Here is a 22200-nt window from a genome sequence, read left to right as displayed (position 1 = left end):
AGCGGGGCGGACAAGGGGGTCGCATCGTTCTTTTTCGCGCCGGGCTTGATATTTGTTCATACTTTGTTCAACACTTTCCTCCATGAATTCCGCATTCGATCCGAACGCCACGCATGGCCTTGGCCTGCAACCAGGTCAGGTGCTGGCGCGGGGGGTGTGCCGCCACCTTGCCAGCCATGGCTTTTCGGTGATCGAAGAATTTGTGCCGGACCGGGGCTTGCGCGTGGATGTGATGGCTCTTGGCCCGAAAGGTGAAATATGGATTGTGGAGTGCAAATCCTCGCGCGCGGATTTTCAGTCTGACACCAAGTGGGAAGGATATCTGCCGTGGTGTGATCGGTTCTTCTGGGCGGTCGATCTCGATTTTCCGACGGACCTTTTGCCAATCGAAACCGGACTGATCATCGCGGATGGCTACGACGCGGAAATCTTGCGCATACCCGCAGAGAACAAACTGCCTGCGGCGCGGCGAAACGTGTTGATCCGCAAATTCGCCTTTCACGCCGCGCGGCGGTTGCAGGCGCTGCGCGATCCCGAAGCGGGACGAACCAGATAGCCGCAGCGCGGATCAGCCTTTGAGCTTGCGCGCCCCTTTGGCGGCGAGCTTGATTTCCTCGGCGATCTCGTCCGCCTCTTCGGGAGAGAAATCCATCGGGATTTCTATCCCGTCGGCAAGGACGAAAAGGCGCACCATGCCCTGATCGGTGGGTCCGATCTGGAGGTTGGCTTCGATGTCGCGTTCGCTGTTTATGCCCATGATCGTGCTCCGGAAAGTCCGCTACAAGGCCATGCAGATAGACCCGGCGCGGATCTTTTGCAAGTTGCCCACCGTGCGATTGCGGCATCAGGTGAAGGGTTTCGCTGCGGGGCATATCAATCCGCAGATCACCCCCTGGAGGGGCGGGCTGCATGGATTTTGCGCCGGACGCAGGGTACTGGGCGATTCGGCACTGGCCCCACGAAAGCCGCGCGGTGACCTGTGCCTTGTACCGCACATCCGGCTGGGTCGGCACGGCCGCAACGGCCATGTGCAGCTTCGGGTTTGATCTGGCGGAACAGTTCGGGGAAGTGACGCTCTAGGGCGAGTTGGGTCTTGCATTGGCCGGACCGTGCCGTTATTTCGCCGGGCAGTGCCGACATAGCTCAGTAGGTTAGAGCGCTTGATTGTGGATCAAGAGGTCCCCCGTTCGAGCCGGGGTGTCGGTACCATCCCGGAAATTTCGCAACCCGCTATCCTGCCTGATGCAGGCCCGGAGGGGCGAGGGCGCCATGCCCTGAAGTCCGACCCCCATGGTCGGCGGACGGCCTTTGAGGCGGCTCCTTGTGCCAGCCATCGGGAAAGGCGGGCGGGGCCATATCGTAGGTGTAGTAGTCCGTCAAAACCAGGAGCACATCGGCCTTCTGCGGGATTTCCATGAACAGGACGCCCTTGTTTCCGGGTGTATACCAGACCCAGAAATGACGGTCGCCGTTGGGCAAGGTCGTGATGTTCAGATTCTCTCCGGGGCAGATAAGCGGATTGTCTTTCAGCGTCGCCCTGGCCGTTCCGTGGTCTTGCGCGGCCCAATCGTATTTGACGATCCCGTTCTTGCCGTGGCCCAGGAAACCGGGGTCGCCGGATCGGTACAGTATGAACGTGTCGTTGCCATCTGCGTCGAGGTAGATGTTCATGTGATCGGCATCGTCCCATGCGCTTTGATCGAGGGACAGATGGGTCAGCATATGCGCATCTTCTACGCCGGTATCGGGCCATTCGTAGTACACCCGAAGCGGCATTGCCGGATCGCCCAGCTTTTCTGACGGGTCGTGCCACGCTGTCTGATACGTGAAACCGGTCATTTTCATGCGATTTTGCCATTCCGGCTCTTTCGTGCCGGTCTCCGGGGCGTGCAATCCGGTGATGATCTGGCCGGGCAGGCCTGTGGCGCCCTTCCAGAACTCCGGCCGGTCAGGCAAGGTGTCGCAAATGGCGGCGTGGATCTCTGCGCTGGTCGTTGCCTGGCGCAGCGCCGAACCGAGCGCGGCTGATGGGGGATCCGCGCGCAGACAGCGATCTGCGGCCCCATCCAGTTGATCGGGATCGGTACCGGCGGTGAAGGTTTCGAACGTCGCAAGCGCGAACAGGCCGAGATAGGGGATCGCGCAGGGATTGTTGGCGTTCGTGAAGAACCAGCGCAGCGGCAGCAGATGATCCGAGGCCGCCTTGCGCCCCCACACCCAATTGCAGGTTTTCATGTCGTCAGGATGATCTGTATGGCTGTAGCCGTTGGCCTGGGGAGAATAGCCCAGAAAGAAATCAACGGGTTGATTATAGAGATAGCCCGCCCCCTGGCTCAGAAGCCCATGGGCCGAGAACATGTCCCGCCCGGGCACGGGATGACCCATGCTGATCGGTCCGATCGGCGGGGTGGTCTGGTCGTCGGGGAACAGGTACAGGTTGCTTTGGTCGAAGAACAACCGGAACGCGGTTTCATCGACACCGCAGGAGGTGTGGTACATGCGCTGCTTGCTGTGAACGCAGATGGTCCGGACCGCGCGGACAGGCTCGTCGCGGTAGGGGTTCACCAAGGCGTGGCTGATCCAGCTATCGGGCAGGTCGGGTATGACGCTGCCACGCTTCGGATCATCATGAATGACGGGGTGGAGATTGTAATGGGCCAGATCGTCGTCTGGCGTCATCTTGGTTGTCATCCTCGGTCCATCCTTTTTGGTCAGGCGTCCGACGTGGCCGCCGTGTCGTGCCGGGCCCGGAGGCTCGACAGGGGACCATCGAAATCGACAGCCTCCGTGGTTTGGCGCATGCGGTCTGCGAGCGCCTCGACGGGGACCGTCGTTCTGCCGATCCCGAGCTGACGGGCCTGGTGGGCGGCCAGATACGCAAAATGCACTGCGCCTTTGTCCAGGGCGGTTTTTATGGCTTGGTCAAGTGTCGCGCGTGTCTTGCGGGCCGGCGCGCCCTCGGCGTGTTGGACCTGTGCCTCGGCTCTGAGAACCTCTGGCAAGAACACACTGGTCCCGCATTTGGAGACAGTTGCGTGCGCCTCGGTGATCTTTTCGCGTGCAAGCGGAACGTCATTGATGGCAAGATGCGCCTCGGCGGCCAGTGTCAGGAAATACGGGTTGAAGCTGTCGAGCTTCATTGCCTGCGAAATCTGAAGCTGACCGTGCAGGAATGTCTCTACCCGATCATCGGTGTGGCCCAGTTTCGCGGCCGCCCATCCAAGGTAGATCCGCCCGATGATGGAAAACAGCGGGAACCCCCGCCGGTCGGCATCCGTGACGAGCGCCTCGGCATAGGACAGGGCGGCGTTCGGCGCCGCAGCGAGAACGGGCAGGGGCGCAAAGCCGCAGACAAAGTCACGCGCGAAATGATCCGAGTCGCCCAGCGTCAGCGCGGTTGCATGCGCGCGCCGCGCGCCGTGCCAGTCGCCTTGAATGGCGTGGCCCAATGCCTCCCAACTGCCCGAGTAGACCCGCCAGTCTCCTGCGCCGGCCTGTGAAAACAGAATGCCATCGCCCAGCGCCGTCGCCTCGTCGATGGATTGCCGTGCCAGCGCCGTGCCGGTTGCGATATCGCCCGTCAGGATCCGTTGAATCGCGTCCGTTTGATGGGCAAGCATCTGTAATTTCTGTAATTTACTGTCAATTGCCAGGGCCTTGATGCGGCCAAGAATGGGGGCGCTGTCGGCGTAGTCGCCGCGCGAGGCGTAGAAGGAAAACAGACCGTAAAGGGTGAAGACCAGGTCTTCCTGTTTGTCCACCTTGTCCGAAAGTTCCAGAGCGGCCTTGTAGGCCTCTTCGACTGTCGGGTCGCCATATCCGCGGAACAACGACAGCGAATAGGCCCGCGACGCCAGAAGGTGCAGACGCTTGCGTCGTGTCATGACGCTATCGGGAAGACGGTCGGCAAAGCCGATTGCCTGCTCGTGGAATTGGCTTGCTTCGAGATTGGCGGATTCGTTTGCAGCCTGATGTGCTGCCGCCTCGAGCGCCTCGATCGCAGGCTCCAGAATTTCCGGATCGCGCTCGTCCGGTGGCAGGCTCAGCGTCAGGTGGCGGGCGCGGCGCTGGATCGCCTCGGGGCTGGAAAAGGTGCCCCACCACTCGGACAGGCGGCGATTGATATCGCAGCGGGCAGTGAAGGGCATGCTATCGCCGATCGCGTCCTGCACAAGCGCGTGGCTGAACCGGAATTCGCGGTCCGCGTCCTGGTTGATCGCCGCGATGTAGCCTTCGTGCTGGAGCGTCCGAAGTTCTTCGGCAACGACATCGGGGGGCATTTCAACGCCGAGGGCGATTTCAACGGCCTGGCGGCTGAAGCTGCGGCCATGAACCGATGCGGCAACCGCCACACGTTTGGTTCTGTCCTTCAATGTATCCAGACGCGCGAGGATCGCAGCCTCGACTGTTTCAAGGAAGTCGATCCGATCCAGACCCTTCTTTCCCGGCGCGACAAGACAATGCGTGCCTTCGACCCTCACATAGCCCTGTTCCTTCAAGGCGCGCCCGATCTGTCCGGCAAACAAGGGAGAGCCGCCGGATTTCTCGACAATGAGCCTTTCGAGATCCGACCCGAGGCTCTTTGCCCCGAGGGCGGCGCAGACGATGTTGATCACCCCTTTGTCCGACAGCGGTTGCAGTGAAATCGTCTTTACATCGGGCGCGCTGAACAGCATCGCCGCTTCCATCGTGGCGGGCGGGTCCGGTCGCTTGGCGATCAACAGCGCGACGGGCGCGCCGGTTTTAACCACCCCGTGCAAGAGCGTGAGCGAGGGTGTGTCCATCCAGTGGGTGTCATCGAAACTCAGCGCAACGGGTCTGGTTGCGGCAACTGCGGCCAGCACCTCGGTGACCTGGCTGGCGATGACGGAACCGCGCTCCGGGCCGGTGACCGCGGTGACGGACGACGGTAGATCGCCTTGACCGTAGGCCAGCCAGGACATCACGGCTTTCGCGTCATCCGTCAGGTGCAGAGGTGTCAGGCCAAGGATGTAGGAGGCGATCTGACGCCAGGCATGATAGGCCAGATCGCGCGAAATCTCTTCGCCGCCGCCGCTGAGCCATAGCGTGTCCGCGCGTGTATCGGTTGCGCGCACATGCTCAAGCAGGGCCGATTTGCCGATGCCGGGCAACGCTTCGATCACCACTTTCGATCCCGGTCCCTTGGCCAGCGTGGACAGTATTTCGTGCTTTTCCGTCGACCGGTCGACAAGCCGGGTTCCGGCCACATGCGGTTTAGTGACAGACGCGCCGGTGGCTTTAACCAACCGTTTTGCAGAGGCCGCCTTGCATGTGGCGAAGACGAATTTTTCGGACAATTCGGCTGCTATCCGGTCGCCGACAAGGACCTCGTTCGGCGCAGCGGCCACCATGAGCCGCGCGGCGTGAGACATCGGCGTGCCGGTGACGTCGTAGCGGGCGCGTCCGGGTGCGGTGAAAACGCCCGACAGGGCGGAGCCGCGAAAGATGCCGATCCCGACATCGACACCGGTTTTCGCCGCCGCGCGCGCGATCGTGTCTGCGGCCAGCACCGCGCGGAGCACGTCGTTTTCATGGGCGACGGGCGCGCCGAAAACGGCAGACAGGTAGCTGCCTTTTTCATCCGTGTTCAATCCCAGGACCGTCCCGCCCTGATGGGTGATCAGGCTCTGAATTCGTTCAATGATCGTTTCAAGCCGTGTTTCGTCCTCGGGGTGGGACACATCCAGACCTCGGATATGGACAAACACCGCGACCACAGTGCGAATCTGGGCTGCGGCCTCCAGGCCGCCTTGCGCCTTGTCGGACCCGGCGGTGCAAAGCGCATAGGCCAGGCCACGCAGCGGCAAGGGCACCCATTCGAGCGCGTCGGACAGCGCGACTTTGGTGATCCTTGTGGCCCTCTGCGGTTCGATATCGGGAAGATGGACGATGGATGACCCGCGGTTGAGCGGCAGTGCGACCGTGATGCCGCCGATCGCGGCGATCCTCTGCTTGGTTTCGGCGCAAATGACGATCGCCGGCCGCGGCGACATCGTATCGAGCGCCGCAAGTTCTTGCGCGGCCTCGCCTGCAAACAGGTCAAGCCTGCCCAGATCAGCATCACCGGTCATTTTGCGCAGGAACCGCCCCGACGAAAGGCTGATGCGCAACGGGTTGTCGGGCGCCCGCGCCAGCAATTGTGCAACCTGCGCCGCGCGATGTGCCGCTGCGCCGGAACCGCCAAGCCGGTCGGCATCGAAAAAGAGAGTGACCGCGTCGCCGGCAAACGCCACGGCGGTGCCGCCATGGGACTGCGATGTTGCCAGCGTATGGGCAAAGAGGGTCTGAAGCTGATCATAGATCAGTTCCGCGCCAAGCTTGCGGCCTTTTGTTTCGACCAGGTCTTCGGTCAGTCGGGTAAACCCCACGACATCCACGAAAACGGCAGTGCCGTTGACCTGCTCTTGCGTGACACCGGGGGGCGGCGATGTCCTTCGATCCTCGGGGATGAACTCTTCGATCAAGAGCCTGGTCATATGGGCTGTCTCCTCGATCGTTCCGGCGCTGACGGAGCAGTCAGGTACCGTGCAGATGACTGGTAAGGACACTGATCCCCGGAAAATGTGAGGGTCGCACTCACAACGACCCTCACAGGGAGAAATGAAAACGAATGAAACAGGACCGACGGTTCGGGCAAACAAGAGCACGAAGGAAAACACGTCACTTTGCGACGGTCTTGACCAGAAATCGTGAAGGACAAGACCCCCACATCGCGAACGGCCGCCACGCGAAACCCTCTTTCAATTCATCTTCCCCACCGCTTGACGCTGGGTGAACAATCAATGTCATCAACTGGGAACAGCGTCTGTGAACTGCGTCACAAAAGCAATTATTTGTTGATCCGTTCAGAGCCAGATCGTCTGGCCGTCGCGGCCAAGTTGTCCGTTGGCGTGAAGGGCGCGCAGTCGGGCGTCCACGGTCGCCAGATCGTGATCGTCGGCCAGGTGGTGATGATGCACGCCCACCCAGGTCCTGGCCGCGCCGGCCAGCGCGCCCGCGGCTTCCCAATGGGTGTGGCCAAAGCTGTGGCCTTTGTCATAGGTCTCGGGCGTGAAGGTGCATTCGACCAGCCCGAGATCGGCATTGTCGAACCAGCTCTTCAGTTTTGCGTCCGTGGCGGCATCGCCGTGGGCAAAGTCTCCGGAATAGATGATGGTCTTTCCGTTCCACTGAACCCGGAGCGCTGCATTGCCACCCGGATGGCAAAGCGGCAGGCATTCCACCGTTGCGCCACACAGGAGCCGCGTTTTCCGGGTCGAAAGATCGTGGCAGGTCAGCTCGGCCTTGATGGCATCCAGACCCATCGGGAAAAACGGCTGCGCAAAGAGGCGTTTCATCATTTTTCCCGGACTGCGGCCAAGGATTTCTTGCGATGCATAGACATGCACGCGCATTCCGGGAACATAAAGTGGGGCAAAAAACGGAAACCCCAGCACATGGTCGATGTGATAATGCGAAAAGACGATCTCGATATCTTTTACATTGTCCTGCACCAGCTTTTGCCCAAGACCGACCAGACCCGTTCCGGCGTCGCAAATCAGGCTTTGGACATCATTCGTGATTTCGTAACAAGACGTCGCACAGCCGAAACGGGATGTTTCGAGGCTTGGTTTCGGGACCGATCCGTGCACGCCCCAAAGCGTGACACTGAGATCGGACGCCGGATTGTCGATGACTGGATCGCTCTTGTGGGTCACGGCTGTACCTGCTCGTTGGCTGTCAGCGTTCGTATCCCTACATGTTGGCTGGTGGCCTGTAGCTTGAGCCGCATGTCGTGGGAAAAACTGGTCTGAATGACCGACGCAACGCTTGCCTCGTTGCGGGCAAGGGCGCGCATTGCCTCGCAATCAATGCTGAACAAACGGGCATTGGTGGTCAGTCGTACCGTTGCCGTGGCGGGTTCGTTGCTCAGCACGGTCATCTCTCCAACAAAGCTGCCGGGGCGACAGGTCGCGACCTGTTTGGCATTCACGATCACCTCGGCCAGCCCGTCCTTGAGGTAGATCAGCCGGCCGTTGGCGACGCCCTGCCGTGTCAGTTCGGCGCCGCGCGGACCGTCGATCCAGATGCCGATATCCAGGACCTTGCGAGCAAGGTGACGCGGAAGCTCGGACAATTGCCTGTCCACGAAATCCTGTTCTTCTTCGGTAAAGCGGATGCGCCGATGCATCAGGTACATGCGCAACGCGCCGAACAGCGATATCAGGATCCAGCTTGTTTGAATGATGGCTGACGCGGCATTGAACGAGGCGTACAGGCTCAACAGGACCAACGTGGCTGCGACGACGTTCAAAGAGATATAGGGTTTCGAGTTTCCGCCGATATAACCGGCCTGCAAGAGGAAATAGGACACGAGGTACACAAGCGCGCCGCACAGGCCCAGATAATTCAAACCTTCATGTAACGTCATAACATCCGCCACCATCAGAATGGGTCAAATACCACTGCACGCGGGGTGTCATGTCATGGAAAGGCTGTCTGTGACCTGCGCCACAGACGGGTCAAATAATGTCTGCGCCGCCGAGGCTCCGGAGCTTGTCCCGATCCAGAATGATGATCTTTTGGCGGCGGATTTCGATCACGCCGAATTGGCGCCACTTGGAGAGGGTCTTGGACACGGCTTCGCGGGACGCGCCGGAAAAATCGGCCAGTTCTTCCTGGCCGATGGTCAGCTCTCCGATATCGTCTTGTTGCGATGTCAGATGCAGGATTTTCCGGGCCAGCCGTTCCGGCAACCGCAGGAAGGCTTGTTGATGAAGCTGCTCGGTCAAAAGGCGCATTCGCCGTGCCGCCAGGGCCGTGATATCAAGGCCAAGCTGGGGATCCCCCAGGATGGCCGGTATCAAATCGCCGCGCGAGACCGACAAGAGCCGGCACGGTTCGAGGGCCATCACGGTTGCTGTGCGCACGCCGGGATCGAACAGGGCGATTTCACCGATCAGATTGCCCGGCTGCACGACGTCGAGGGTCAGTTTTCGCCCGTCTGCCGATTGCACGCTGACCTCAAGCGTCCCGGCGTCCAGGGCGAATAACGCATCACCGTCGTCACCCTGTTCGAATAAAATGGCTTCGGCCTCAAGCGCGACCGGAACGGCCAGCCGGTCCAGCCCCTCCAGCACACGCACAGGTGCATGCCGGAGCAAACCGGTGCGTGGGAGCTTGATACTTGGGTGTACCGTCACTTCGGTCACTCCGTTCAGCTTGGTTCGTCGTCAGACCCATTCCGGCGCATCGATGATCGGGGGGGGCACCCCGCGGAAGCGTCCCTGTCGAAATCCTTCGGAATTAGTGCCAGACGCACCCGGTCGGGCCAAGCGATTTCCCTGACAGCTCAAGCTTTTCTGAACGTTGGTGGCCGTTCGGGACCGTGGTGTCCACTTTCCCGGTTCGGACGGACCGTCGCCCGCCCCTGGAGTGTCGGCGCGCTGACAGAGCCAGCGACGACCTTCACGCCGATCAAGGGACCCGAACGGCGCTGCGTGGTCCTGTGCCGCCAAAATCATGGTTCGGGATGTCCACAAGACCTCTGACGATTGCCCCAACCTGTCCCGTCGCGTAACACGGCCCCATGACACAGCCGATCCGGATCGACATGGCCGAACTGCGCATGGTGCATTTGCCGCTGCTGACGCCGTTCGTGATTTCCACCGGGACGATGACGCACAAGGCGTTTCCGCTTCTTGTTCTGCGGGCCGACGGGGTCGAGGGGATGGCAGAGGGCGTCATGGATCCCCTGCCGGATTATCTTGAAGAGACGACCGCCGGGGCGCTGGACCTGCTGCGCGGTGCGGTGTTGCCCAAGCTGGTTGGGCAAAAGATCGCGGCCCCAGCCGATATTGCCCCGGTGCTGGCACCCTGGCGGGGCAACCGCATGGCCAAGGCCGTGGTTGAAATGGCGGTCTGGGACCTATGGGCAAGATCGATGGACCAGCCGTTGTGCCGCCTTTTGGGCGGGGCGCGTGACCGGGTCGAGGTCGGGGTCAGCCTCGGGATCGCGCCGCTGGAGGAGACCTGCACCCGGATCGCAGAGGCGTTGGAGCAAGGCTATCGCCGCATCAAGCTGAAGATCAGGAACGGGCATGATCTTGACCTGCTCGCCGGGGTGCGGGCGCGGTTCCCGGACATCAAGCTGACCGTGGACGCCAACACCGATTATGCGCTCCAGGACCTGCCGATGCTGCGCAGGATGGACAGGTTCGGCCTTGATTATATCGAACAGCCGCTGGCCTTTGACGACATTCTCGACCATGCGCAGGTGCAGGCGGCGCTGGAGACCGCGATCTGTCTGGACGAAAGCATTCGTACGGCCAAGGATGCACGCATCGCGCTGTCACTGGGCGCCGCCCGCGTCATCAACATCAAGGTGGGCCGGGTTGGCGGCTTTGCCGAGGCGCGGGCGATCCATGACGTCTGCGCGGCTTTCGGGGTGCCCGTCTGGTGCGGCGGGATGCTCGAAAGCGGGGTGGGACGGGCGCATAACATCCATCTTGCGACCATGCCGAATTTCACCAAACCCGGCGACACATCCAGCGCCAGCCGGTACTTTGAACGCGATATCATAAATGAACCGCTTGAGGCGGTGGACGGTTTGATGGCGGTGCCCGAAGGCGCCGGTTGCGGCGCGACGCTGGATTACGACTACCTCGACACTGTCTCCGAGGTGGTCGAGGTCTGGCGGGCATGACGGACCCTGTGTTGCGCGATCTGACGTCGCTGGCCGAGCTGAAAGAGGCCGAACGGTTTCAGCGTCTGGTCTGGGGCAGGGATGATCCGCCCGACAATTCCGACATTCTGCTGGCAATCCAACACGAAGGCGGGCTGGTCGCCGGGGCCTTTGCCGACGACCTGATGATCGGGTTTGTCTTCGGGTTTCCGACACGCGATCCCAAGGCGCAGCATTCTCACCGTCTGGGCGTGCATCCCGACTGGCAGGGGCGCGGGCTTGGCCTGCGGATGAAGCTTTATCAGAAGCACTGGTGCCTTGCGCGCGGGATCACCGAAGTGCGCTGGACCTACGACCCGATCCGCCGGGCCAACGCGGTGCTCAACATCGCCCGGCTTGGCGCCACCGCCCGGACCTATTACCGCGATCACTATGGCCCGATGGAGGGGATCAACGCGGGCGTGGCCTCGGACCGGCTCTTGGCGGAATGGGATCTGACCCGAGCCGCCAACCCCGATGTTTTCATTGACCGGCTGGTACAGATCCCGCCGGATTTCGCAGCGCTGGTGCATGATGATCTGACAACAGCGCAATCCGAACGTCTGCGCGTCCGCGACGCGTTAGAGGGGGCCTTTGCGGACGGGCTGCACATCGCGGGCTTTGACCGCGCGAAGAACACCTATCTGCTGGCGCGCGGCGCGGCTTAGAGACTGTCCCGGAACGTGGTCAGGAACGCTTCGGCATTTGTCCTGAGCGACGGGCCAAGGTAGCCACCTTCCTGGATCAGCACCGTCGGCAGGTTCATCGCTGCGATCCGGCGCGCCATTTCGGCAAAGCCGCCGGGATAGACATTGACCGCCGCCAACGGGTCGTCCGCGGCCATGTCGAAGCCCAGGGAGATCACCAGCGCCTCTGCTCCGAAGTCCTGAATGGCGGCGATGCCCCGGTCGAGCGCGGCCATCACCTCTGGTTCGCCATCTCCCATGTTCAGAACTTCGTTGCGCGTTTTGCCTGCCCCGTCGTCTTCACCGGTCTCGTCGGCATACCCGAGATAAAAGGTCGGATAGACCGCCGGATCGGGATGCAGCGAGCAGAAGAAGATATCGCCCCGGTCATAGAGAATATCCATCGATCCGTTGCCTGTGTGCACATCCACATCCAGCAGCGCGACCTTGTCCCAACGCCCGCGCATGTGATGCGCCGCTATGGCGGCATTATTATAGAAACAAAAGCCATTTGCGCAATCGGTCATGGCATGGTGGCCGGGCGGGCGGCTGAGGCCGTAAGACGCGCGCGCTCCGTCCATCACCTCTTTCGCCGCCGAGATCGCGGTTTGCGCTGACCAGTAGATCGCTTGATAGGTGTTTTCGGTCAACGGTGTGGAGGTGTCGGTCATCCACCACCCCATTGCGCCGTTGATGTCGGTGGGACAGCGCCCGCGCCGCGTACCGGGATGGCGCGTCGGGATACCAAGCGCGCCTTCGGGGGCTTCGGCAAAGAACCGGTCATGGGCGTGGACGAAGAAATCGACGTAGTCGGGATCATGCACCGCCTTGATCGGGGCCAACCCGAAATCCGACGGTGCCTCGACCGGAAAGCCGTTATCCAGCAGCATATCGCGGATCAGGATGGCGCGCTGCGGCTGTTCGGGATGTGGCATCGGCGCTCCGCCGCGATAGTAAACCTCGGGTTTGTGGCCCAGTTGGCGCGGGTCGAAATAGGCTTTCATGCAGGGTGGTCCTTTCGAAACCGATCGTTTTTTCCATCGCCGTGGCCGCGCGCCGAGGTGACGGAGGCGTCAAAACATGGCGACACCGGCGTGCTCATCAGGCTGCCTCTACCGGGGACAGCCGGTCACGCAAATCCGCGATCTGGGCGAGCATCTCAGGCTTGGCCGACAAAAGGTCAGCGCGTATCGCCCGGCGCGCGGCGCGGCCATCGCGTGCCTCGAGCGCCTGCAACACCATGTGGTGATGCGCGTTCAACCCCTCCGGTTCCGTGTCGTAATAAACCGCCACCAATGGCCCCATGCGCAACCACAAGCCGCGCAGGATTTTCTGAAGCGTCGGCATTCCGGCCAGATCGCACAGGGTCAGGTGAAACTCCTGGTTACCTTCGGTTGCATCGGCCCAGCGGCGTTTCTCGATAGCTTGGTCGTTGCGGCCGAGCAGGCGGCGCAGTTCGCGGATCTGCCCGTCGGTCGCATATTCCGCCGCGCGCTCGGCCGCCAGCCCTTCAAGCGACAGGCGGATTTCGAGGATTTCGAGATAAGTGTCCTGCGACATCACCGGCACGCGCACGTCCTTGGGAGAGCGATGCTCCAACACGTTTTCCTGTGTCAGCTGCTTGACCGCGTCGCGCACCGGCGTGCTGCTCACACCAAGCCGATCGGCCAAACCGCGAATGGTAAGCTTGTCATTCGGGCGCATCTGCCCGGTCAGAAGCGCCTTGGCGATCCGGTCATATACCTGTTCGCCCAAGGGGGTCCGTCCGATGGTTTCCATGCTGTGCGGTGCCTCCATTCCGGGCAGTTTAATGTATGATGCATCAAAATTTCTTGCCACGCCACCCTGTCACCCGTTAGCAGTTGGACAAGAGCCACCGACATTTGCGAAAGATCTGCCCCATGGATATGCGCCCCAATTCCGACGAAGCCCGCGACATCGCCTACCACTTCCACGGCTACACCAACGCCCGTGTGCATGAAGAAAACGGCCCTCTGATCATGGATCGGGGCGAGGGTGTGCATGTCTTCGACACCCAGGGAAAGCGGTACATCGAAGGTATGGCGGGGCTGTGGTCGGTCGCGGTCGGGTTCAATGAAACCCGCCTTGTCGACGCGGCGGCGGCGCAGATGCAAAAGCTGCCCTATTACCACAACTTCGCGCATCGCTCGCACGGGCCGGCGATCGATCTGGCGGAAAAGCTGATCGGCATGGCGCCGGTGCCGATGAGCAAGGTGTTTTTCACCAATTCCGGGTCGGAGGCGAATGACACGATCCTCAAGATGCTCTGGTATCGGTCCAACAGCCTTGGCAAACCGGACAAGAAGAAGGTGATCTCGCGCATCCGGGGCTATCATGGCGTGACCATCGCCTCGGCGTCGATGACCGGGCTGCCGAACAACCACCGATCCTTTGACCTGCCGCTTGACGGCATCCTGCACACCACCTGTCCGCATTACTGGCGCGAGGGGCAGGAGGATGAGAGCGAGGAACAATTCGCCACCCGCTGTGCCGAGGATCTGGACGCGATGATCCAGGCCGAAGGGCCCGACACCATCGCCGCCTTCATTGCAGAGCCGGTGATGGGCGCAGGCGGTGTTGTCGTGCCGCCCGCTACCTATTGGGAGAAGATCCAGGCTGTGCTTGGCAAATACGACATCCTGCTGATCGCCGACGAGGTCATCTGCGGCTTTTGCCGCACCGGCAACATGTTCGGATCCGAGACCTACAACATCAAGCCCGACATCATGACCATGTCCAAGCAGATCACGTCCTCTTATTTTCCGTTCTCGGCCTTCATGATGACTGGAGAGGTCTATGCGCCCATCGCCGACGAATCCGGTCGCATCGGCGTGCTGGGTCACGGGTATACCGGTGGGGCGCATCCTGTCGGGGCGGCGGTGGCTCTGGAGAACCTTAAGATCATCGAAGAACGGGATCTGGTGGCCAATGCCGCCGAACGCGGGGCCGAATTGCAGGCGGGCTTGAGAAAATTCACCGATCACCCGATGGTGGGCGAAGCACGTGGCGTCGGCCTGATCGCGGCGCTGGAAATCATCGCCCCCGAAGGCCGCGCCGACGACTTCGCCCCCGGCAAGCTGGGCGCTGGGCTGAACGCGCATTTCCTTGAAAACGGCCTGATCTCGCGCAACATGATGGACGCGATGGCCTTCTGCCCGCCGCTCATCATCACCTCGGATCAGGTCCGCGATATCCTGTCTTCGGTTGAGCGCAGCCTTGACGGATTCTCAGCCGAAATCGCTGCCTGATGCCCTCGGGGTCATGCGTCGGCTCGCAATGATCCGGCGCCCTGCACCACCTAATTTTAAAACTCCGCATAAATTTGCGTTGACATGCACAGGCTTGCGGACGCTTCTGTAGTCCAATGAAAAGCGGTGGCCCAAGTCGCCGAACGGGGGGATTTTGGATGACACTCAGGACGCTTGCGCTTGCCAGCACCGTGTTGACGGGTATTGCCACTGTGGCCACGGCGGAAGAGCTGCGCTTCGACGACGTCTACATAATCGGCGATTCGCTCAGCGATGCGGGCACCTATTCGCAATCGATCATCGCTGCCGGCATGGGCGCTCTGCCGGTCATCAATTACAAGTTCCTGACCAACGCACCGGACGGGTCGGCGCTCACCTATGGCGAGGTGCTGGGACAATCACTGGGCCTCGACCTTGGCCCCAACCTGTATTCTGCCGTGCCGTTGGCCGGGCAGGGCGAGGTGCCGCTGGGCGGCACGATCTATGCCGAGGGGGGCGCGCGCGTGACGGACCCGACCGGCATCGGCTTCAACCCCGATCAGGGCGTCACCACGCGGCCCCTGTCTGAACAGGTGGACCGGATGCTGGCCGACCGCCCGACGCTTGGGGACACAGATCTGGTGATCCTCTGGGGCGGTGCCAATGATGTCTTCACCCAGGCCGGGGCGGTGGGCGGTGGCCTGATCGGGACCCAGGACGCGGCGGCCAACATGGCGCAGGCCGCGACCGAACTGGTGGGGCTTGTCGACCGGGTCAAGGCGGCCGGGGCAGACTCGGTGATCGTGGTCACCATCCCCGACATCGGCGCGACGCCATTCGGACTGTCCCAGGGACCGCAGGGCGCGGCGTTGCAAACCGCGCTGGCGGATGCCTACAACGCCACGCTGCTGGCCACGATCGGGGACAAGGTCGTTGTCGTGGACGCGCAGAAACTGCTGGGGGCGGTGCAGGCTGACCCGGTCCGCTATGGCTTTACAGCGCCCGATGCCGGAACTGTCCCCGCCTGTCCCGACAGCGCCATCGGGTGTGTGCAGGGTGTCAATGCCAGCGCCGACAGCGAAGACAGGGTGTTCGCCGACGGCGTCCACCCGACCACATCGGCACACCGGATCTTCGGCCAGGCCGCCTTTGCCGGGCTACAGGCGGCGACCCAGACCGGGACGATTTCAGTTGCCACCATGACAGCGCTGCGCCAGCACGGGTTGTCGATCGAAAACCGGATGAATCCGACCGTCTTGCGCACCACGGATGAAAACGGCAATCCACGCCGTCGCGAGGTGGGCGAGGTCGATGTCTATGCCAGCCTTGATGTTGGCGCGTTCGAAGCGGACGCCCAGCAGGTGTCGCCCGGGCTCGAAGGATCGACGCGCGTCCTCAAGGCCGGGGCGGATATAGCGGTTGCGCCAAATGCCACCATCGGAGCGGGGATCAGCCTTGACCACGGCGAAGTGGATTTCGACAATGATGCCGGCGGGTTCGAGAGCGACCTGATCATCGGCGTGGCCTTTGGCCAGATCGCGCTGTCCCCGAAATACTATCTGAACGCGGCGTTTGGCGGTGGCACGGTCGATGTCGATGACATCACGCGCAGCTTTACGCTGGGTCCGGCGACCGAACGCTATACCGCCGACACCGAAGGTGACTACCGCTTTGCCCGGATCGGCGGCGGCGCGCTTTATGCGCTGAACGATCAGGTGCGGCTCAACCCGTTTGCGCATTACACGTGGGAAAAGGTGTCCATCGACGGCTTTACCGAAACCAGCGGCGCGGCCAGCCTGTCTTATGGTGACACCGAATATGAATCGAGCCGGATCACGGCGGGCCTGTCGGCGGTCTTCTCCCCGGCCAACATGACAGGTGTCATGTTCAATCTTCGCGGCTCGGTCGAGCATGATTTCAACGATGATCCGCTCAAGGTGTCTCTGGGACCTGACGCCGACACCTTGGGGAGCGTGGCGGCACCGCGCCCGGACCAGACCTGGGGGTACATTTCCGGCTCCGTGGTCAAGGACTTCGGGTCGGGCGCGTTTCTCAGCATGACAGGGGCCAGCTCTGTCGGGTTGGACGGTGCGCGCGGATATACCGGGTCCGTGACCTACAAGATGACGTTCTGATCAAGGCCGCGCGTCGCGCCTGCCCGACAAAAGGCTGCCACTGACGGGTTTTGTCTCTGGCGGATCGCGGGTCAGCGGCCCCAGCTGCGTACCGCGCCGCAATCCATGTGAACGAAGTTCGATCCGGAATACCGGCCCACGCCGCCCGCCTTGCAGGCGGCCGCGGCGCGCGCCATCTGGCTGACCGAGCGCGAGTTCAGGCGAAGGTCCGCAGCCTGACCCTTGAGGTGCAGTGAATTCTTCGCGACGCCGGAGCTTCTTGCGCGCAGCATTCGATTCGTCTTGGGGCTGCGATATCCGCTGAGCAGCATATAGGGTTCCGACACGTCCAGCATGTTATGCGCCGCCGCCATGATGTCGATCGTGCGCAGGTCGATCTGCTTTACGTCGTTGGTGCGCCAATCACGCATGAAATTGTGGACTTCGCGGATCGCGTCGTGAATGTAATCCCCCTCGATCCAGTAAATCATGTCGATCCGTTCGCCGGTGCGACCCGAATACATCTTGATCCGCCGGATGTCGCCACCGCCGCGCAGGAAGCCTGCCGCGTTTGAATAGGTGGGTGCCGAAGATATGGCCGTTGCTGCAAAGGCGGCCAGCAATCCGCGGCGTGTCATGCCGCCAGAGACCCTGTCAGTCATTGTAAAGTGCCTGTCCCGTTTTTCATTGTCCATCCGTACACGCCTTGATGCGCGCCTGCCGAATGCCGACGATATGGAGTATATTGCACATGACGAATCTCAAAAAAACCTCAAGTTCCCGAAAAACTTTCAGTTCAAGGGTTTTCGGCGAGATCCTGCTTAACCACCGCGGGGTGTGATACTTGCGCTACCCTTTCCGCGAGGACCGGTGGGGGCGATGCAGGCAAGTCGCATATCTGGCTCAAAAACGGGATCCCGCGTCTTTGTGAATGGACATGCCGGGGTGTCATAAAGACCATTCAATTTGAAACTTTTTCCGGTGTAATGAGTATATGCAACCAAGGAGAGTGGTGAATGACCCGACTGATGATCTTGCGTGGCGTGGCCGCGATCGTGTTTGTTGCCAGCAGCCATTTCGCCGGGCAGCCCGCCGGGGCAGTGCAGATCACCGCGTATCAGCAAGCGGTTGCTGAAAACCTGTCGGAAGATGATCAGGCTGCCGCGTTTTACCGTGCCCGGGATTTCGAACCGATCTGGACCGGCGGAACCGAGGCCGATCTGAAACGTCGTACCGCGCTTCTCGAAGCGGTGAGCCTGGCGGGGCATCACGGCTTGGCGGTGGAAAAATACAACACCGATCGCCTGCTGTCGCAGATGGCGGCGGTGCGCGGTGGCTATGAGCGGGGCAGTGTCGAAGTGGCCCTGACCGAGCTGTACCTCGACTTGGCCACCGATTTGCAAACCGGCGTCATCGATACCCCGCGCCGCGTGCGCAGCGGGATCGTCCGCGAGATCCCGCACCGCGACACAGAATACTACCTGACGGGCGTGATGTCGGACAATCCGCGCGCTTTCCTGGCGTCTCTGGCGCCGAAAACGCTGGAGTATGCCCGCCTGATGCGCGCCAAGATGGAGCTTGAAGACCGCATCGCACGTGGCGGGTGGGGCGCGTCTGTCCCGTCCGGGAAATACGAACCTGGCGATACCGGGGCGGGTGTGATCGCCCTGCGTGATCGCCTGATCGCGATGGGCTACATGAAGCGGACCGTGATCGCGCAATACAACGCGACGATGACCGAAGCGGTCCGCAGGTTTCAGAGGGATCACGGGCTGACCGTGGACGGCGTTGCTGGTGGCGACACGCTGAGCCAGATCAACACCGATGCGCAGGATCGGTTGAAATCCGTGATGGTCGCGATGGAGCGCGAACGCTGGATTAACAAGCCCGACGGACTTGGCAATCGCCATGTTCTGGTCAATCTCACCGACTTCCAGGCGCGCCTTTTCGACGATGGCAAGCTGACGTTCGAAACACGGTCCGTCGTCGGGCACCAGGACCTTGACCGCCAGACCCCCGAGTTTTCGGACGTGATGGACCACATGGTCATCAACCCGACCTGGTATATTCCGCGGTCGATTATCGTCGGGGAATATCTGCCGAAACTGCGCCGCAATTCCAATGCGGTCTCGCATCTGAATATCGTTGACAGCCGGGGTCGCATCGTTGGCCGCGGGCAGAGCTTTGCCGGGTATACCGAACGCAACTTTCCATTCTCGATGCGGCAACCGCCGGGACCGCGCAACGCGCTGGGCAGCGTGAAGTTCATGTTTCCCAACAAGTACAACATCTACCTGCATGACACGCCGTCCCAAAGCCTGTTCTCGCGCGAAGTGCGGACCTTCAGCCACGGCTGTGTCCGGCTGAATGACCCGCATGATTTTGCCTATGCGCTTTTGTCGAAACAGACCGAGGACCCGGAAGCGTTTTTCCAGACCCGCTTGCGGAGCCGGGCAGAGCAACGCGTGGATCTTGAAGAGCCGGTTCCGGTCCACTTGATCTATCGCACCGCATTCACCACCGCGAAAGATGGCATCCAGTTTCGCCGCGACGTGTACGGGCGCGATGCAGCGATCTGGGATGCGCTGAGTGCGGCAGGGGTGGCGATCACGGGCATTAAAAGTTAAACCTCTGGCCAGTCAGGCCGGAGGCTCCATGTCCTTTACCATCGCAGAAATCGCCCGATCCCTTGGCCTGCGCGCCGAGGGGGACACGGAGCAGGTCGTGTCCGCCGTTGCCGAACCCGCCGGTGCGGGGGCAGACGATCTGGCCATCGCGATGAAACCCGAATTCGCAGACCAGCTGCCCGCAGGCAAGGCGCGGGCGGCGATGCTCTGGGACGGGGCGGATTGGCAGGCGATGGGGCTGTCCGCCGCGTTGCTGACGCCGCGGCCGCGTTTCGCGATGTCGGGCCTGTCGGCGATGATGGATGCCGGTGCGGGCTATGCGCCTGGCCTCCACCCCACGGCCGTGATCGATCCGACAGCGTCCCTGGGCGCAGATGTGGCGGTGGGACCGTTTGCGGTGATCGGCGCGGGGGCGGTGATCGGCAGCGGATCGGTCATTGGCGCGCATGTCTTTGTCGGGCAGGATGCACGGATCGGGCAGGGCGCGCTGCTGCATCCCGGCGTGCGGATCGGGCATGGTGTGACGATCGGCAACCGGTTCATCGCGCATTTCGGGGCAACCGTTGGCGCGGACGGGTTTTCCTTTGTCACACCGGAGCCGTCGGCGGCTGAAAATGCTCGCCAGACCCTGGGCAACCAGGGCGATGCCAGGGCACAAAGCTACGCCCGCATTCATTCGCTGGGCGGCGTCACCATCGGCGACGACGTTGAGCTGGGGGCAAACAGCAACATCGACCGGGGCACCGTGCGCGACACGGCCATCGGCAATGGCTGCAAGTTCGACAACCTCGTTCAGATCGGCCACAACGTGGTGATCGGCACGGATGGCATGATCTGCGCGCAGGTCGGGATCGCCGGATCGAGCCGCATCGGCAATAACGTGGTGTTGGGCGGCCAGACCGGGGTCAGCGACAACATCTTCATCGCAGATAACGTCATCACCGGCGGCGCCACGAAAGTGCTGTCCAACGTGCCGGCCGGGCGGGTCATGCTGGGGTATCCGGCCCTGAAGATGGACACCCAACTTGAAATCTACAAACAGCTGCGCCGCCTGCCGCGCCTGATCTCGGATGTTGCAAAGCTCAAGAAATCGGTTCCAAAGACCGGTCCGAGCGACTAAATCACGGCAAGACGTAACTTGCCTGTCGGGGGACCCCCATGACCGTGAAAGACCGGGTTATTCGCATCATCGCGGAGCAAGCCATGATTGAACCGTCCGACGTGTCGATGACCGACACGATGGGGGATCTGGGCATCGACAGCATGGCGCTGGTCGAGTGCATTTTCGCGCTGGAAGAGGAATTCGACATAGAGGTTCCCTTCAACGCCAACGAACCGGGTGCCAGCGATTTCGACATTTCCTCGGTCGCGACAGTGGTGGCGAATGTGGAAAAGCTCGTCGCGCGGCAAAAGTCGTGACCGTCGAATGAAGCGCGTGGTCATCACCGGCGCGGGCACCGTCAACGCCTTGGGGCTGAATGTGCCGGACACGCTGGGCGCGATGCGCGAGGGGCGCTGCGGCATCGGTGCCCTGTCGTTCCGGGATGTGGACCGCCTGTCGATCCAGATCGGCGCGCAGGTGCATGACTTCGACGCGGCGGCGCATTTCAACCGCCAGCAGCTCTCGCTCTATGACCGGTTCACCCAGTTCACCCTGATCGCGGCCCGCGAGGCGATGGCCCAGGCGGGGCTGGACTTCACGGGCGAGATCGCGGCGAAATCCGGCGTGGTGCTGGGAAATTCGGGCGGCGGCATGACCACGCTCGATGACAATTACCGAAGCGTCTACGAAGAAGGCAAGAACCGGGTGCATCCCTTCGTGGTGCCCAAGCTGATGAACAACGCCGCCGCGAGCCACGTGTCGATGGAGTTCAACCTCAAGGGGCCGTCCTTCACCGTGTCCACCGCCTGTGCCTCGTCCAACCATGCCATGGCGCAGGCCTTCCAGATGGTGCATGGCGGGCTCGCCCCGGTGATGATCACGGGCGGGTCGGAGTCCATGCTTTGCTTTGGCGGGGTCAAGGCGTGGGAAGGTCTGCGGGTCATGTCCCGCGATGCATGCCGCCCGTTCAGCGCCAATCGCAATGGCATGGTGCAGGGGGAAGGTGCCGGCGTTTTCGTGTTCGAGGACTACGACCACGCCTGCAAGCGCGGCGCCGAGATCCTTGCCGAAGTGGTGGGGTTCGCCATGACGTCGGACGCGGCGGACATCGTCATGCCCTCCAAGAACGGCGCGGCGCGCGCCATGCGTGGGGCGCTGGCCGATGCCCGTATCGACCTTGAAAGCGTCGGCTATATCAACGCCCACGGCACGGGAACGGCCGCCAATGACAAGACCGAATGCGCGGCTGTCGCGGATGTATTCGGGGCCCATGCCGACCGGCTGATGATCTCTTCGACCAAGTCGATGCATGGCCACTGCATCGGCGGCACCGGCGCGATCGAGCTTCTGGCCTGTATCATGGCGCTGCGCGACGGGGTGGTGGCCCCGACGATCGGCTACGAGGATCCGGACCCCGAATGCGCGCTGGACGTTGTGCCCAACGAGGCGCGCGAGGCCAGGGTCGACGTGGCCCTGTCCAACGCCTTTGCGTTTGGCGGGCTCAATGCCGTCCTGGCGTTGCGGCGGGTCTGAGGCGCCAAGCCTGTTCGAACAGGCTTGATCCGTGGTTTTCAAACCACAATCCGCAGCCGTCGAAGGTGCCGTAAACGCCTGGGCAAACCGGCACCGGTCCGCCGGGGATTTCCGGTGCGCGACATGCTGCATCCCCATTGCACTTTGGCGCCACACATGGCCATCAT

General features: G+C 62.0%; 19 protein-coding genes and 1 tRNA gene. 11 read left to right on the top strand and 9 right to left on the bottom strand.

Annotated features, from left to right (window positions below; translation table 11 throughout):
- The first annotated feature begins 82 nt into the window (after positions 1-82).
- On the top strand, positions 83-556 hold the full coding sequence (locus tag LCF59_RS07660) for an MmcB family DNA repair protein (RefSeq protein ID WP_292286866.1): 474 nt from the start codon (positions 83-85) through the stop codon (positions 554-556).
- Between the two features lie 12 nt (positions 557-568).
- Here the strand turns inward: LCF59_RS07660 and LCF59_RS07655 are convergent, their stop codons facing one another.
- Positions 569-757: a DUF6324 family protein gene (locus LCF59_RS07655; protein WP_292286865.1), complete on the bottom strand. Its 189-nt coding sequence runs from the start codon at positions 755-757 to the stop codon at positions 569-571.
- 152 nt (positions 758-909) lie between these two features.
- On the opposite strand from LCF59_RS07655, the gene LCF59_RS07650 reads away from it, so the two are divergent.
- Both LCF59_RS07650 and LCF59_RS07645 read left to right on the top strand, forming a co-directional pair.
- Positions 910-1080, top strand: a complete 171-nt coding sequence (locus LCF59_RS07650) for a hypothetical protein (protein ID WP_292286864.1) — start codon at positions 910-912, stop codon at positions 1078-1080.
- Positions 1081-1132: 52 nt separating this feature from the next.
- Positions 1133-1209 (top strand) — tRNA-His (locus LCF59_RS07645).
- A 21-nt stretch (positions 1210-1230) separates the two neighbouring features.
- Here the strand turns inward: LCF59_RS07645 and LCF59_RS07640 are convergent.
- The 5 genes from LCF59_RS07640 to LCF59_RS07620 all read right to left on the bottom strand — a co-directional run bounded on the left by LCF59_RS07640 (position 1231) and on the right by LCF59_RS07620 (position 9203).
- Complete coding sequence (locus LCF59_RS07640) at positions 1231-2691, bottom strand: hypothetical protein (protein ID WP_292286863.1); 1461 nt, start codon at positions 2689-2691, stop codon at positions 1231-1233.
- 20 nt (positions 2692-2711) lie between these two features.
- Complete coding sequence (locus LCF59_RS07635; protein WP_292286862.1) at positions 2712-6497, bottom strand: AAA family ATPase; 3786 nt, start codon at positions 6495-6497, stop codon at positions 2712-2714.
- Positions 6498-6866: 369 nt separating this feature from the next.
- A complete protein-coding gene (locus LCF59_RS07630) occupies positions 6867-7718 on the bottom strand; it encodes an MBL fold metallo-hydrolase (protein WP_292286861.1) in 852 nt (283 codons plus the stop codon).
- The gene (locus tag LCF59_RS07625; RefSeq protein WP_292286860.1) at positions 7715-8431 is read right to left on the bottom strand and encodes a Crp/Fnr family transcriptional regulator; all 717 of its coding nucleotides are present in this window, start codon (positions 8429-8431) and stop codon (positions 7715-7717) included. The genes LCF59_RS07630 and LCF59_RS07625 overlap by 4 nt, the downstream gene beginning before the upstream one ends.
- 91 nt (positions 8432-8522) lie before the next feature.
- Complete coding sequence (locus LCF59_RS07620; protein WP_292286859.1) at positions 8523-9203, bottom strand: Crp/Fnr family transcriptional regulator; 681 nt, start codon at positions 9201-9203, stop codon at positions 8523-8525.
- 386 nt (positions 9204-9589) lie between these two features.
- Here LCF59_RS07620 and menC point away from each other — a divergent pair, with 386 nt between their 5' ends.
- The gene (gene menC, locus LCF59_RS07615) at positions 9590-10705 is read left to right on the top strand and encodes an o-succinylbenzoate synthase (RefSeq protein ID WP_292286858.1); all 1116 of its coding nucleotides are present in this window, start codon (positions 9590-9592) and stop codon (positions 10703-10705) included.
- Entirely contained in the window at positions 10702-11391 is a 690-nt protein-coding gene (locus LCF59_RS07610) for a GNAT family N-acetyltransferase (protein ID WP_292286857.1), read from the top strand. Before menC ends, LCF59_RS07610 begins: the two co-directional genes overlap by 4 nt.
- Here the strand turns inward: LCF59_RS07610 and LCF59_RS07605 are convergent.
- Together LCF59_RS07605 and LCF59_RS07600 are read right to left on the bottom strand one after the other, a co-directional pair.
- On the bottom strand, positions 11388-12413 hold the full coding sequence (locus LCF59_RS07605) for a histone deacetylase family protein (protein WP_292286856.1): 1026 nt from the start codon (positions 12411-12413) through the stop codon (positions 11388-11390). The genes LCF59_RS07610 and LCF59_RS07605 overlap by 4 nt on opposite strands.
- A 97-nt stretch (positions 12414-12510) precedes the next feature.
- Positions 12511-13188, bottom strand: coding sequence for a GntR family transcriptional regulator (locus LCF59_RS07600; protein WP_292286855.1), 678 nt, complete (start codon positions 13186-13188; stop codon positions 12511-12513).
- Between the two features lie 122 nt (positions 13189-13310).
- On the opposite strand from LCF59_RS07600, the gene LCF59_RS07595 reads away from it, so the two are divergent.
- Both LCF59_RS07595 and LCF59_RS07590 read left to right on the top strand, forming a co-directional pair.
- Entirely contained in the window at positions 13311-14678 is a 1368-nt protein-coding gene (locus LCF59_RS07595) for an aspartate aminotransferase family protein (RefSeq protein ID WP_292286854.1), read from the top strand.
- A 158-nt stretch (positions 14679-14836) separates the two neighbouring features.
- Complete coding sequence (locus tag LCF59_RS07590; RefSeq protein ID WP_292286853.1) at positions 14837-16792, top strand: autotransporter domain-containing protein; 1956 nt, start codon at positions 14837-14839, stop codon at positions 16790-16792.
- Between the two features lie 71 nt (positions 16793-16863).
- Here LCF59_RS07590 and LCF59_RS07585 read toward each other — a convergent pair whose 3' ends face one another.
- Complete coding sequence (locus LCF59_RS07585; protein ID WP_292286852.1) at positions 16864-17433, bottom strand: DUF882 domain-containing protein; 570 nt, start codon at positions 17431-17433, stop codon at positions 16864-16866.
- 354 nt (positions 17434-17787) lie between these two features.
- On the opposite strand from LCF59_RS07585, the gene LCF59_RS07580 reads away from it, so the two are divergent.
- The 4 genes from LCF59_RS07580 to LCF59_RS07565 are packed head-to-tail and all read left to right on the top strand — an operon-like array spanning position 17788 to position 22033.
- Complete coding sequence (locus LCF59_RS07580; RefSeq protein WP_292286851.1) at positions 17788-19398, top strand: L,D-transpeptidase family protein; 1611 nt, start codon at positions 17788-17790, stop codon at positions 19396-19398.
- A 28-nt stretch (positions 19399-19426) separates the two neighbouring features.
- On the top strand, positions 19427-20518 hold the full coding sequence (gene lpxD / locus LCF59_RS07575) for a UDP-3-O-(3-hydroxymyristoyl)glucosamine N-acyltransferase (protein WP_292286850.1): 1092 nt from the start codon (positions 19427-19429) through the stop codon (positions 20516-20518).
- A 38-nt stretch (positions 20519-20556) separates the two neighbouring features.
- Positions 20557-20817 carry an acyl carrier protein gene (locus tag LCF59_RS07570; RefSeq protein WP_292286849.1) on the top strand — a complete coding sequence of 87 codons (261 nt, stop codon included), beginning with the start codon at positions 20557-20559 and terminating at the stop codon, positions 20815-20817.
- Positions 20818-20824: 7 nt separating this feature from the next.
- The gene (locus LCF59_RS07565; RefSeq protein ID WP_292286848.1) at positions 20825-22033 is read left to right on the top strand and encodes a beta-ketoacyl synthase; all 1209 of its coding nucleotides are present in this window, start codon (positions 20825-20827) and stop codon (positions 22031-22033) included.
- The last annotated feature ends 167 nt before the right edge of the window (positions 22034-22200 follow it).

This window comes from Marivita sp., assembly GCF_020055675.1.
Classification (GTDB): Bacteria; Pseudomonadota; Alphaproteobacteria; order Rhodobacterales; family Rhodobacteraceae; genus Marivita.
This window is presented reverse-complemented; position numbering and strand designations above follow the sequence as displayed.

Bases quoted from the DNA above. Each gene is read 5' to 3' on its own strand.
- LCF59_RS07660 (WP_292286866.1), top strand. From the start codon at position 83: ATGAATTCCGCATTCGATCCGAACGCCACGCATGGCCTTGGCCTGCAA.
- LCF59_RS07655 (WP_292286865.1), bottom strand. From the start codon at position 757: ATGGGCATAAACAGCGAACGCGACATCGAAGCCAACCTCCAGATCGGA.
- LCF59_RS07650 (WP_292286864.1), top strand. From the start codon at position 910: ATGGATTTTGCGCCGGACGCAGGGTACTGGGCGATTCGGCACTGGCCC.
- LCF59_RS07640 (WP_292286863.1), bottom strand. From the start codon at position 2,691: ATGACAACCAAGATGACGCCAGACGACGATCTGGCCCATTACAATCTC.
- LCF59_RS07635 (WP_292286862.1), bottom strand. From the start codon at position 6,497: ATGACCAGGCTCTTGATCGAAGAGTTCATCCCCGAGGATCGAAGGACA.
- LCF59_RS07625 (WP_292286860.1), bottom strand. From the start codon at position 8,431: ATGACGTTACATGAAGGTTTGAATTATCTGGGCCTGTGCGGCGCGCTT.
- menC (WP_292286858.1), top strand. From the start codon at position 9,590: ATGACACAGCCGATCCGGATCGACATGGCCGAACTGCGCATGGTGCAT.
- LCF59_RS07610 (WP_292286857.1), top strand. From the start codon at position 10,702: ATGACGGACCCTGTGTTGCGCGATCTGACGTCGCTGGCCGAGCTGAAA.
- LCF59_RS07605 (WP_292286856.1), bottom strand. From the start codon at position 12,413: ATGAAAGCCTATTTCGACCCGCGCCAACTGGGCCACAAACCCGAGGTT.
- LCF59_RS07600 (WP_292286855.1), bottom strand. From the start codon at position 13,188: ATGGAAACCATCGGACGGACCCCCTTGGGCGAACAGGTATATGACCGG.
- LCF59_RS07595 (WP_292286854.1), top strand. From the start codon at position 13,311: ATGGATATGCGCCCCAATTCCGACGAAGCCCGCGACATCGCCTACCAC.
- LCF59_RS07590 (WP_292286853.1), top strand. From the start codon at position 14,837: ATGACACTCAGGACGCTTGCGCTTGCCAGCACCGTGTTGACGGGTATT.
- LCF59_RS07585 (WP_292286852.1), bottom strand. From the start codon at position 17,433: ATGACTGACAGGGTCTCTGGCGGCATGACACGCCGCGGATTGCTGGCC.
- LCF59_RS07580 (WP_292286851.1), top strand. From the start codon at position 17,788: ATGACCCGACTGATGATCTTGCGTGGCGTGGCCGCGATCGTGTTTGTT.
- lpxD (WP_292286850.1), top strand. From the start codon at position 19,427: ATGTCCTTTACCATCGCAGAAATCGCCCGATCCCTTGGCCTGCGCGCC.
- LCF59_RS07570 (WP_292286849.1), top strand. From the start codon at position 20,557: ATGACCGTGAAAGACCGGGTTATTCGCATCATCGCGGAGCAAGCCATG.
- LCF59_RS07565 (WP_292286848.1), top strand. From the start codon at position 20,825: ATGAAGCGCGTGGTCATCACCGGCGCGGGCACCGTCAACGCCTTGGGG.